9 protein-coding genes are annotated in these 12133 nt (G+C 58.5%); 4 read left to right on the forward strand and 5 right to left on the reverse strand.

All coding sequences use genetic code 11. From position 1 onward, the window contains the following. Positions 1-2: 2 nt before the first annotated feature. Positions 3-1109 (reverse strand): FAD-binding oxidoreductase, encoded by a 1107-nt coding sequence (locus BLW01_RS03855; protein ID WP_092568194.1) that lies wholly within the window; start codon positions 1107-1109, stop codon positions 3-5. A gap of 261 nt (positions 1110-1370) precedes the next feature. On the opposite strand from BLW01_RS03855, the gene BLW01_RS03860 reads away from it, so the two are divergent. The 3 genes from BLW01_RS03860 (at position 1371) to BLW01_RS03870 (ending at position 5683) form a co-directional block, all read left to right on the forward strand. Further along, positions 1371-2657, forward strand: a complete 1287-nt coding sequence (locus BLW01_RS03860) for an aromatic ring-hydroxylating oxygenase subunit alpha (protein WP_092568195.1) — start codon at positions 1371-1373, stop codon at positions 2655-2657. A gap of 164 nt (positions 2658-2821) precedes the next feature. Beyond that, positions 2822-4279, forward strand: coding sequence for an ATP-binding protein (locus BLW01_RS03865; RefSeq protein WP_092568196.1), 1458 nt, complete (start codon positions 2822-2824; stop codon positions 4277-4279). Positions 4280-4312: 33 nt separating this feature from the next. Continuing rightward, a complete protein-coding gene (locus tag BLW01_RS03870; protein WP_229806371.1) occupies positions 4313-5683 on the forward strand; it encodes a sigma-54-dependent transcriptional regulator in 1371 nt (456 codons plus the stop codon). A gap of 55 nt (positions 5684-5738) precedes the next feature. Here the strand turns inward: BLW01_RS03870 and BLW01_RS03875 are convergent, their stop codons facing one another. The 4 genes from BLW01_RS03875 to BLW01_RS03890 form a co-directional block, all read right to left on the reverse strand. Next, complete coding sequence (locus BLW01_RS03875; protein WP_092568198.1) at positions 5739-6161, reverse strand: hypothetical protein; 423 nt, start codon at positions 6159-6161, stop codon at positions 5739-5741. A gap of 297 nt (positions 6162-6458) precedes the next feature. Then, positions 6459-6698 (reverse strand): hypothetical protein, encoded by a 240-nt coding sequence (locus BLW01_RS03880; RefSeq protein WP_092568199.1) that lies wholly within the window; start codon positions 6696-6698, stop codon positions 6459-6461. 18 nt (positions 6699-6716) lie between these two features. After that, entirely contained in the window at positions 6717-9581 is a 2865-nt protein-coding gene (gene fdhF, locus BLW01_RS03885; RefSeq protein ID WP_092568200.1) for a formate dehydrogenase subunit alpha, read from the reverse strand. An 18-nt stretch (positions 9582-9599) separates the two neighbouring features. Next, positions 9600-11318: an NAD(P)H-dependent oxidoreductase subunit E gene (locus BLW01_RS03890; RefSeq protein WP_092568201.1), complete on the reverse strand. Its 1719-nt coding sequence runs from the start codon at positions 11316-11318 to the stop codon at positions 9600-9602. Positions 11319-11576: 258 nt separating this feature from the next. On the opposite strand from BLW01_RS03890, the gene BLW01_RS03895 reads away from it, so the two are divergent. Beyond that, positions 11577-12107, forward strand: a complete 531-nt coding sequence (locus BLW01_RS03895) for a PRC-barrel domain containing protein (protein ID WP_175529761.1) — start codon at positions 11577-11579, stop codon at positions 12105-12107. The last annotated feature ends 26 nt before the right edge of the window (positions 12108-12133 follow it).

The raw sequence follows: 12133 nt of genomic DNA on the forward strand, positions 1-12133 counted from the left end.
CATCAATACTCGACGACGACATCGCCCTTGGGTTTGCTGCAGCACGTCAGGATATAGCCCTCGGCGATGTCTTCTTCGGTAATGCCACCGTTGTGTTCCATATCCACCTCACCGGAGCGCAACGAGGCCCGACAGGTGCCACAAATTCCCATGCCGCATGCCTTGGGAATGTGAAGCCCGAGCTTGGAGGCTGCCGCATGCACCGTCTCGTCGGTCGTGACACGCACGCTCTTGCCCGATTCACAAAACTCGACATTGACCATGTCGCTGATATTGATCTCTTCGGCTTCTGCCTCGGCCTGTTCCGCCAGTTCGATCACCTCTTCCTGCACATCGGCCGGCGTGGCTCCGAAGGTCTCCTGATGATAATGGGCCATGTCGAAACCATTATCGTGCAGAATGCCCCGGATGGCCTTCATGAACGGCGTCGGACCACAGCAAAAGATTTCGCGCTCGAGGAAATCCGGTGCCATCAATTCAAGCATGGGCTGATTAACGTATCCACGAAATCCGGCCCATACCTCGCCCATGTCCTGACTGCGTTCACAGACGATATGCAATTTGAACTCGGGCAGCCGCGAAAACATGTGGATCAATTCACGATGATAGATGATGTCTCGTGGCGACCGTGCGCAATGGATGAACTCCAGATCGACGCTGGCGTTGGTATCGAAGAACCAGCGCGCCATCGACATCAACGGCGTGATTCCCACACCACCGGACAGCATCAGTATCTTGTCGGCCGGGTAGTCGATGACGTTGAAATCGCCGACCGGACCATGAACGGCCAGTTCGTCACCCACCTTGATGTTGTCATGCAACCACGACGACACCTTGCCTCCCGGCAGGCGCTTGACGGTAATCGAGAAACTATAGGGGATCGAGGGCGAACTCGAGATCGTATAGGAGCGCATGATCGACTCGCCCTCGATTTCCAGCTCCAGCGTCACGAACTGCCCCGGCTTGAAAAAGAACATCAACGGTTGCTCGGCCATGAAACAGAACGTCCGCACATCCCAGGTTTCCTGGATCACCTTGACGCAGCGCACTTGATGCCGGCCGTTGGTCCAGGTCTGGGTCGTCACCTGGTTGAGGAAGCTCGTGGTCATGGTCGTTCCCGCCTGTCTGCAATGGGTGATCGACGTGCGACATAGCACACCGTTTCACGCATTCTGCGCAGCCTTGGCTACCCCCACTTATCTGGCAACGACATGGACATGTCACTCTTTCCCCGGATGGAGAGCAGAAGCCCCCCCTGGCGTCGCGCCTGATGCAGTCAGCGTCGTCGCCAGACAACTGTGCTATCGAGCGCTGTTTCAGACTCAGCTGAACATCCACCATCAATCGTTCGACATCCAAGGATATCAGCCATGCCCGCGCTACCCTCTCATCATCTGGACGATCCCCTGGCTTCGGTTCGCGAGGCAACATCAACCATGCTCGAACAGCGTGCCTACGGCTATTCACTGCCGCAGCCGTTCTACAACGATGCGCGACTGTTCGCCCTGGACATGCAGGAGATCTATGCCAAGGAGTGGCTGTTCGCCGGGCATACCTGTGAAATTCCCAGCAAGGGAAATTACATGACCCTTCAGATCGGCGATGGCTCGGTGATCATCGTGCGAGGTGACAAGGGCACGATTCATGCGTTCCACAACACTTGCCGCCATCGCGGTTCACGTCTCTGTACCGCCGAACGCGGCAAGGTCGCCAAGCTGGTCTGCCCTTACCATCAATGGACCTATGATCTTGACGGTCGATTGCTGTTTGCAGGCACCGAAATGGGGCCCGATTTCGACCTGTCCGATCACGGTCTGGCCCCGGTCGCCGTCCGTTCTGGTGGCGGTTATATTTTCATCAACTTGGGTGACAATCCGGCGCCCATCGACGACTTCCTGGTCAGTCTCGAGCACTACTATGAGCCCTACGACATGGAAAATGTCAAAGTGGCCGCGGAGTCGAACATCATCGAGCAGGGAAACTGGAAGCTGGTCATGGAGAACAACCGTGAGTGTTATCACTGCGATGCCTCACACCCCGAGCTCCTGAAGACGCTCTCGGAATTCGATGATGCCGAGGATCCTCGCGCGACTCCTCAATACAAGACGTTCTGCCGACGCAAGCAGGCCGACTGGGACAGCGAGCACATCCCTTGGCAGCAGGCCCGTTTCGGACGTCGCAACCGTCTGGCACGCACCCCTCTGCTGGAAGGCGCCGTGTCGATGACCCTCGACGGCAAACTTGCCTGTCAAAAACTCATGGGGCGCATGACCAGTGCCGACATGGGGACGCTACGCATGCTCCACTTGCCCAACTCGTGGAATCATTTCTGTGGTGATCATGGTGTCTCCTTCCGTGTATTGCCGATATCCGCGCAGGAAACGTTGGTCACGACCAAGTGGCTGGTCCACAAGGATGCCGTGGAAGGTGTCGACTATGATGTCGAGCGGCTGCGATATGTGTGGGATGCCACCAACGCACAGGACCGCCAACTGGTGGAAGAGAATCAGCGTGGCGTCAACTCGATGGCCTATCGCCCCGGCCCTTACTCCCCCACCTACGAATTCGCCGTGATCGACTTCGTCGAATGGTACAGCGAACGAATGCAGGACAATCTCAACCAGAACGCATCTCACCTGCATCTTGCCCAAGGCTGACCTCCCCGTAACGGGGCCCGTCATGGCGGGCCTCGTTGCATCACTCTCGCGCTCGTACTCTGCTTGCCAGCAGAAAAATCGGGCGCCCTGATGCCTCTCGGACGAACGTGCTGCTGTGGAAACGGTCACAAGGTCGGTTTCCCGAGTCGTTTCCGAGGACACTGATGCGTTTACGCAACATCATTCTCATTACGGTCATCGTGCCACTGTTCGCCACACTGCTGGTCTTCAGCATGGTCGCGATCAAGTCATTGGAGGACAATGTCCGCTCCAAACTGCAGAACGAAGTGCAGATCATCACGCATGCCATCGGCACGACCCTGAGTTATGCACTCGACAACGAGACCCCCGAGGCCATGCAGGAGGCATTGCATTCGGCCTTTTCCTTCCATCGTATCTACGGTGCGTATGTCTTCGACGAAGATGGGGAGAAGATTTACGGTCTGGGGCTGGGCGAGGAATTATTCGAGCCCGAAGATATCCATGCCGTGGCAGAAAGTGGCGAACAGACCGGTGCCTACCGTGAGCATGAGCGCTGGAACTACTACTCCACCCTGATGCCTCTGACCTCTTCGGACGGTGAAGTACGTGGCGTCCTTCAGGTCAATCGTCTCAATACCGGTATCGAAAACTACACGGGCTTCATCAGTCTGGTCGCTGTGGCGGTCTTCACCGTTGGGGCGGCCGGGATCGCCCTGATGATCTGGTGGGGATTCCGACGGTATATCGAACGTCCTCTCAACCGGTTGTTGGGCGTCATGGAGCGTGTCGAGAAGGGCGATAGAGAACACCGCGCTTCCGTCGAAGGGCCCGAGGAGTACCGGCAGTTATCCGTCGCTCTCAATGGCATGCTCGATGCAATGGCGGAGAAGGATGCCGATATCGAGGCGCGCCGGCAGAAGGAGATCGAGCTCGAGAAACGCCTGCGCAAATCCAAGAAACTCGCCGAGCTCGGCGTTCTGGCCGCCGGGGTCGCCCATGAAATCGGCGCCCCCTTGACCGTCATCAATGGACAGGCACAACGTCTGGCGCGAAGTGAACACATGTCTGACGAAGAACAGGCGAAACTGCAACGCATCCGCAGTGAGGTCGACCGGATCGTCGTGATCGTCCGCCAGTTGATGGACCTTGGTCGGCAGCACAACGTGGAAAAAGAGTCACGCCACATCGGCGATCTGGTGACTGCCGCGTTGGAGTTGCTCGACGAGGATGTCGACATTCACAGCACACGGATCGAGATCGATCTGCCGGAATCGGCCCCGGAGATCGTGGTCAATGGCCAGCAAATCATCCAGGTCATCACCAACCTATTACATAATGCGCTGCAAGCCACGCCTGGCGGCCATGTTCGTATCAAGGCCAGGTTCGAGGACAACGAGGTAAACCTGCTCATCGAGGACGATGGGCCCGGTATCGATGACAACGTCAAGAACCAGGTCTTCGACCCTTTCTATACGACCAAGCCCGTAGGTCAAGGTAGCGGCCTGGGACTATCGATGGTTCATCGTATCGTCAACGACCACGGCGGCACTGTCGGTGTCTTCGACAGTGAGCTCGGTGGCGCCGGCTTTGATATCAGCCTGCCACTGGAAACCTATGCGGTCACGTCACAGGACGAATGAACCACTCATGCAAGGACAAGGAGAGGAATTACCGTGCAAGCCCCTATTCTGATCGTGGAGGATGACAGCGCCATCCTCGAACTGCTCGAAGACGAATTGCGGGATGCCGGCTACGAAACGCTGGGGGCCGGCAGCGCCGAAGAAGCGATTGCCACTCTCAGCCACGAGCCGGTGGACCTGATCATCTGTGATGTCCGGTTGCCCGGCATCAGCGGCATGGAGTTACTGGAAAAGCTACGCCATGACGGCAACAAGGCCGGTTTCATCGTGATTACGGCCTTCGGTACCATCGAACAGGCCGTAGAGGCACTGAAGATCGGTGCCGATGACTTCCTGACCAAACCACTGGACCTCGAAAATGTCCGTGAAGCCGTATACCGCGTACAGGAAAACCGACGGCTCGCTTCCCGGCTGGCCGAGGCAGGACAGCAAAGCCCGCACTTCCATGGCATCGTCGGCGAAAGTTCTGCCATGCAGGAACTGTTTCACAATGCGGCTCGGCTGGCCAGGAGTGATGCCCCGATCCTGATCCTGGGGGAAAGCGGAACCGGCAAGGAATTGCTTGCCCGCGCCATCCATGCCGAAAGCGCACGCTGTGACGCCCCGTTTGTCGCCATCAACTGTGCCAGTATCCCTGCCGAGTTGATGGAGAGCGAATTTTTCGGCCACGTAAAAGGGGCATTCACCGGGGCCAATGAGTCCCGCCAGGGGCTATTCCAGGCCGCGCAAGGGGGCAGCCTGTTCCTTGACGAGATCGGCGAGATGTCGATCGCCCTTCAAGCCAAACTATTGCGGGCGCTCCAGGAGAAAACCGTGCGTGCCGTTGGCGCGGAGAAGGAGGAAGCGGTCGATGTCCGAATCATCGCCGCCACGCATCGCGATCTGGACAAGGAGATACAGGAAGGTAACTTCCGTAGCGACCTGTTTTACCGACTCGAGACCTTTTCCCTCAAGATCCCTCCATTACGAGAACGCAACGGCGATATCGATCGCTTGATCGCTGCCTTGATCGAAAAGCACGCCGACACTCAAGGCAAGCGTATCGAACAAGTCGAACCGGTTGCTTTGCAAATGCTGCTGTCCTACGCCTACCCCGGCAATGTCAGGGAACTGGAAAATGCCATCATGCGTGCCGTCACCCTCGCCGAGGACGGTATCCTCAGCCATAAAGACCTACCGGAGCGTATTCAGGCACAGGACCCCCGACAATTGAGAAACATCACGGAGGAAGAAGGTAGCGGTCTTCCCGCCACCCAAGCGTCGTGGCCCAGCCTGGAAGATGTCGAAAAGCGTTATATCCAGAAAGTACTGGAAGCGACAGGAGGCAACAAAAGACGAACCGCCGACATTCTTGGCATTGCACGCAAGACGCTCTATCGGCGGCTCGATGACGGTGATGGATAACGACTGGATGGCAGTGTCTAGCCCCCGAGTCTGCCTCGAGGGCATGAATCACCTATCAGGTCTCATCGGCAGGTTCGCTCGTCACCTCTTCAGGCTCTTCTTCAGGCAGGTCGTCGGTTCCTTCCCCGAAGCCAGCGTCCTCACCATCGGAGTCGTAGCTCTCCTCAGCGTCACCCTGCATTTCTTCGTCCGGCTGGCCGCCAGTGGCATCACCGCCCATGGTACCTTCGTCGGCGGGATCCTGTTGCGTCCCGTCCATGCCATCGTTTTCCATCCCTTGATCGGACGTCATGTCCTCATCAGGTTGCGAGGCCTCCGGCTCGGTCTCTCCGCCGACAGCACCTTCATCGGCGGACTGCTCCGTGGACTGGGCCGTCGGATCGTCTTCCTCTTCCATGGCCATTGCCAGCGGACTGGCCACCAGCCCGAGAGAGACGCCCAATACACCGAGTGACTTGAGTAATTCCTTGGGTAACATGCTTGCACTCCTTACTATAAACTGCGGCTTTCCAATCTATGGGTATAAAACCACCCATGATACCGAGTGCCGTACCGCGCAAAGGTTCCATTTCGATGCGTAACCGGTACGGCACTCAATACGAAGCACAAGTCATGCCAACAGTCATACCAAAGTATAATCAAGGAGTTATAAACATCAAGCCGGCGGTAGAACACTAGGTGTGTGGCCGACAAACGACACATGGGTCATTCTGTCACATCGCGCTGAGTCCCGGGTTCGACACAGCCCGCGTGAATGCCGCCCGGCCTATCCCGGTCAACGCAATCCCGGCAGCAGGAAACGCTCGATCGCCTGGCGTACCGAGGGCAACATCATATCCGTATGCTGCATCCATTCCTGAACCTGTTCCCGCAATCCCGGCACACCGACGTCGCGGTGTCGGCGTAAGGCCATCCGTGCGCAGGTTTCGGGACAGGACCCTTCCGGGATACGCACTCCCAATGCTACCAGGCGATGACGAAAATCATCGCCATCGATCAGATCCACGATCATCATGATTGACGCCCTCCCACCTCAATCGGCCACAGCCGTTGCCTCGGCCTTGTCCACTCGACAAGCCGCATACTTGAATTCCGGAATCTTGCCATAAGGGTCCAGTGCCGGATTGGTCAGCAGGTTGACGGCCGCTTCGGCATAACAGAACGGCACGAACACCATGCCTTCGGGCATGCCGGTATCGACACGGGTCTTCAGTGTGATATTGCCGCGACGCGTCGTGATGCTGATGGGGTCGCCCGGCTGCATATCCAGGCGTCGTAACTCACCGGGCGCCAGGCTGGCGACCGCCTCCGGTTCCAGGTCGTCCAGCACGCGAGCGCGCCGTGTCATGGACCCGGTATGCCAATGCTCCAACTGACGACCGGTTGTCAGCACGGTGGGATACTCGGCATCGATGGGTTCATCAGGCGGCAATGGCAATGTCGGGCTGAATTTGGCCCGCCCCGTCGTGGTGGGGAATGTCTCTGAAAAGACGACATCTTCTCCCGGGCCGTCGTCGGAGAGGCAGGGATAGGTGACCGACCCCTCACGTTCGAGACGCTCCCAGGTGATGTGGTCCAGAGACGGCATGCCACGCTTCATCTCGGCGAATACGTCACGGGGATGCGAGTAGTCCCAGGGTAGGCCGAAGCGCTTGGCGATCTCCTGGATGATCCACCAGTCGGGCTTGGCCTGCCCCGGCAATGGCATCGCCTGACGGCCCAGCTGGACCTGACGGTTGGTATTGGTCACCGTCCCGTCCTTCTCGGGCCAGGCGGATGCCGGCAACACGATATCGGCAAACTGGGCGGTTTCGGTCACGAACAGATCCTGTACAACCAGATGCTCCAATGTCCCCAGTGCTGCGCGAGCATGATCAAGGTCGGGGTCGGACATGGCAGGGTTCTCCCCCTGGATATACATGCCCTTGATGGTGCCGTCACGAACCGCTTCCATGATTTCCACGACCGTCAGTCCCGGCTTGTCGTCCAGCGGCGTATTCCAGAGCTCTTCGAAAGCGGAACGTACCTGGGCATCGGATACCGGCTGATAGTCCGGCATGACCATGGGAATGAGACCGGCATCGGAGGCCCCTTGCACGTTGTTCTGGCCGCGCAGCGGGTGCAGGCCGGTGCCGGGGCGGCCGGTATGGCCGCAGGCCAGCGCCAGCGAGATCAGGCAGCGGGCATTGTCGGTGCCGTGCGTATGCTGTGAAATGCCCATGCCCCAGAAGATCATGGCGTTGTCTGCCGTGGCATAGAGCCGCGCCACCTCACGAATGGCATCGGCACTGACACCACAACTATCGGCCATGATTTCCGGAGTCATGTCCCATACGTGGGCCTTGAGTGCTTCGAAGCCTTCGGTATGCGCGTCGATATACGCCTGGTCATAAAGCTCTTCGGTGACAATCACGTTCAGCATTGCATTGAATAGCGATACGTCGCTGCCCGGGGTGAAACGCAAGGTGCGATACGCATGCGCCCCCATCGCCTGCCCTCGGGGATCGAGGACGATCAGCTTGGTCCCCTGCTTCGCCGCCTGCTTGAAGAAGGTCGCCGCCACCGGGTGGTTGATGGCGGGGTTACAGCCCGTCAGGATCACGACATCCGCTTGTTGCGCCTGCATGAATGATGCTGTCACGGCGCCTGACCCGATGCATTCCATGAGAGCTGCCACGGAGCTGGCGTGACATAGCCGCGTGCAGTGATCGACATGATTGGAGCCGAAGCCGGTGCGCACCAGCTTCTGGAACAACCAGGCCTCTTCATTGGAACACTTGGCGCTGCCGAATCCAGCCAAGGCATTGGGACCATGAGCGTTCTTGAGCGATACCAACCCTTGTGCCGCCCGGTCCAGGGCCTCCTCCCAGGTCGCTTCACGGAAATGACTCCATGGCTGGGCAGGATCGAAGTCGGGATCGACCCCCTTGGGGGCGCCTTCACGCCGGATCAGTGGCACCGTCAGGCGCGATGAATGGCGAGGATAATCGAAACCGAACCGGCCCTTGACACACAGCCGGTTGTGGTTGGAGGGGCCATCACGCCCCTCGACGAACAGAATCTCGTCGTCCTTGATGTGATACCGCAACTGACAGCCGACGCCACAATACGGACACACGGAGTCTACGGTGCTATCCGCCGACCTGGAGTCGCCACGACCCTCGGCATCGATCAGCGTTGCCGGCATCAGCGCACCGGTGGGACAAGCCTGGACGCACTCACCGCAGGCGACACAAGTGCTCTCGCCCATCGGATCGTCAAAGTCGAAGACAATCTTGGATGCCCCGCCACGATTGGCAAGTCCAATGACGTCGTTGACCTGTACCTCACGGCAGGCGCGCACGCAAAGATTGCATTCGATGCAGGCATCGAGATTGACGTTCATCGCCGAATGGGTCGCATCATGCATCAGTGACCCTTCGCGCTCGGCGACATGATGCACCGTCGGCTCGGAGCGCACCGATTGAGGCGGGAGCCACTCACGCACGGCCGAGGCATCGATGGCCAGCTTGTCGGCCATGTCCCAGAAGTGGCTGGAGCGGTCGGGACTCTCTTCGCGCTCGGGCTGATCGGCGATCAGCAGCTCCATCACCCCTTCCCGCGAGACGCGAGCCCGGTCGGATGTGGCACTCTTGACGACCATTCCGGGCTTCGCCTGGCGTAGACAGCTGGCAGCCAGGGCCCGCTCGCCCTCGATCTCGACCATGCAGACACGACAGTTGCCATCGGGACGGTAGCCCGGCGCATCCTTGAAACACAGGTGGGGAATGGTTTCACCGGCCCGCTTGGCAACCTGCCATAACGTCTCGCCGGGATACCCACTGACGTCAACGCCATCCAGCGTCAGCGTGAAAGACTCGGCTCGGGAATCCGCCGTCGGAGCGAGTGATGTATTCATGATCGGTCTCCTCGACTCTTATCCCTTGACGATGACGTTCTGGGCAGCCAATGGCTCGCGGAAGTCCTTGAGCAGACCCAGTATCGAATTGGGGGCCGCTTGCCCCAGCCCACAGATCGATGCATCTATCATCACCTGTGAGAGTCGCATCAATTCCTCAACATTCCATTCATCCCGCTCGAGCAGTGTCAGCATCTTTTCGGTGCCGACCCGACACGGGGTACATTGCCCACAGGACTCATCGGCAAAGAACGCCAGCAAGTTGGTCGCGACACGCCTGAGATCATCGTGATCGGACACCACGATGATCGCCGCCGAACCAATGAAACATCCCTCTTCCTGCAGGGTGTCGAAGTCCAGCGGAATATCTGCCTTGGAGGCCGGCAGCATGCCGCCGGACGCGCCACCGGGCAGATAGCCCGCCAGCTCATGTCCATCCTGCATACCACCGCAATACTCATCGATCAGTTCACCTAGCGTGATGCCGGCCGGCGCCAGATGAACGCCGGGCCGTTTGACCCGTCCCGAGACGGAAAAGCTGCGCAGACCGCTTCGTCCATGTCGGCCATGACCGGCAAACCAGTCGGCACCTCGCTGCCAGATCAATGGTATCCAATAGACGGTTTCAACGTTGTTGACCAGCGTCGGACGATCGAACAAGCCACGCTGAGCCACGAATGGAGGGCGATGGCGCGGCTTGCCGGGCTTGCCCTCCAGCGATTCGATCATTGCCGACTCTTCGCCGCAGATATAGGCGCCGGCACCGCGACGCAGGATGATATAGCCAGGCGCTGCCAGTCCGGCGGTTTCCAATTCGGCAATCGCTTCGCGCAGTACCCGATGCAGCCCGGGATATTCATCGCGTAAATAGATATACAGGCCCTGGGCATTGACGGCCCAGGCACTGACCAGCGCACCTTCAAGAAAGCGGTGTGGTGCACGTTCCAGATAGTAGCGATCCTTGAACGTGCCGGGTTCGCCCTCATCAGCGTTGATGGCACAGTACCGAGGTTCCGCTTCCTGACGAACGAAGTACCACTTCTTGAAGGTGGGAAACCCGGCCCCACCGAGACCGCGCAGGTTGGCGCTTTCCAGTGTCTGCATGAGCTGATCCACTGACACCCTGCCAGCCTGGCAATCAGCCAGAAGCTCATACCCGCCTTCACAGCGATAATCATCGAGATGCTGCCATTCATGGATTCGGGGCTCGAAGTCTCCCTCCGCGAGGATGGCAGCGACCCGTTCCCGTGTCGCACTAGCGACATGACGATGACCGACCTCCACGACCGGCGCCATTTCGCAACGCCCCATACATGGCGCCCGGACAACCCGTACCTGACCGGCATCGGTGCCTGACTCAAGCTCACGCTGCAGGGCCTCCGAGCCTACCAACTGGCAGGAGAGAGAATCACAGACACGGATGGTGATGGCCGGCGGAGGTGACTGATCGTCATGCACGACATCGAAATGGGCATAGAAGGTTGCCGTTTCGTACACCGCCGCCATCGGGAGATTCATGAACGCCGACAGCGCCCGCAGATGCCGTAGTGACAGATGTCCTTGGGCATCCTGAATGACGTGCAGATGCTCGATCAGCCTATCCCGTTGCTGAAGTTCCGCATACTGGCGTTCATCACCCAGCAGCGCACGGAGTTCATCGAGTGCGGCCGGGTCGAGATCGCGACCGCGCGCCTTGGCACGGAAGCGACGTTGTGGGGTCACGGTCTGGACGGTCATAGCGTGCTCTTCAAGGTCGGTTTTACCACCGCTCGTTTTCAACATCTCTCCCTGAATGTTGGCACCACCTCGGCGACCCGGCAATGATCATAAGGTCTGGAGCGGACGCAACAGCTACGCGGATGTCGTTTCTGGCAAAACTCGCCGGCCAGAACTCGACGATGTTTTGAATTTCAAGTGTCAACGTCTATGGTTAGGACGCGTACTGGTGATTTTCAGAGGAGGAATATCATGCAATATCAGCAAGGAAAAAAAGCGATGTCTAAAATATCATTCATTTCCCATGCAGCCCTGTTCACCGGCGGATGCCTGCTGGCAGGTATCACACAGGCCCAGTCACCAGACCCCCAGGGCCTGTATTCCGCCGACGACATCATGGACGCCGATGCCTATCTGGAAAACGACAGCAAAAACGACATCGGCGAAGTCGACGACATTCTGCTGGATGACAACATGCAGGTGCAGGCCTTGATCGTCGATATCGATGGCACATCCACGATCGAGGGTCGTGAAGTCGTCATTGAAAATGACCAGTTCCGCCTCGAAACCCGACATGAAGATGACGACGATATCGATCATCGCGTGATCATCGGTCTTTCAGAAGACGAGCTACAGGAATTGCCCACCTACGATCGGGATTGGTGGCATCAAGCCCGGGAACGGGCCGCACAGGCTTGGCAGGAAACGCGTGAAGGCGCGGAAAGTGCCTGGCAACGTACCCGAGAAGGCGCCGCGGACGCCATGGAAACCATCAATGAACGTATCAACGATATGAGCGAAGGCAATTGATGTCGTGCTGGCAAGATGTAACCCCC

Origin of the sequence: Aidingimonas halophila, assembly GCF_900106955.1 — a bacterium.
GTDB classification, from domain to species: Bacteria; Pseudomonadota; Gammaproteobacteria; order Pseudomonadales; family Halomonadaceae; genus Aidingimonas; species Aidingimonas halophila.

What these genes read in the sequence shown, in the direction of transcription:
- BLW01_RS03855 (WP_092568194.1), bottom strand. Translation starts at nt 1,109, where the DNA reads ATGACCACGAGCTTCCTCAACCAGGTGACGACCCAGACCTGGACCAAC.
- BLW01_RS03890 (WP_092568201.1), bottom strand. Translation starts at nt 11,318, where the DNA reads ATGACCGTCCAGACCGTGACCCCACAACGTCGCTTCCGTGCCAAGGCG.
- BLW01_RS03880 (WP_092568199.1), bottom strand. Translation starts at nt 6,698, where the DNA reads ATGATGATCGTGGATCTGATCGATGGCGATGATTTTCGTCATCGCCTG.
- BLW01_RS03860 (WP_092568195.1), top strand. Translation starts at nt 1,371, where the DNA reads ATGCCCGCGCTACCCTCTCATCATCTGGACGATCCCCTGGCTTCGGTT.
- fdhF (WP_092568200.1), bottom strand. Translation starts at nt 9,581, where the DNA reads ATGAATACATCACTCGCTCCGACGGCGGATTCCCGAGCCGAGTCTTTC.
- BLW01_RS03865 (WP_092568196.1), top strand. Translation starts at nt 2,822, where the DNA reads ATGCGTTTACGCAACATCATTCTCATTACGGTCATCGTGCCACTGTTC.
- BLW01_RS03875 (WP_092568198.1), bottom strand. Translation starts at nt 6,161, where the DNA reads ATGTTACCCAAGGAATTACTCAAGTCACTCGGTGTATTGGGCGTCTCT.
- BLW01_RS03895 (WP_175529761.1), top strand. Translation starts at nt 11,577, where the DNA reads ATGTCTAAAATATCATTCATTTCCCATGCAGCCCTGTTCACCGGCGGA.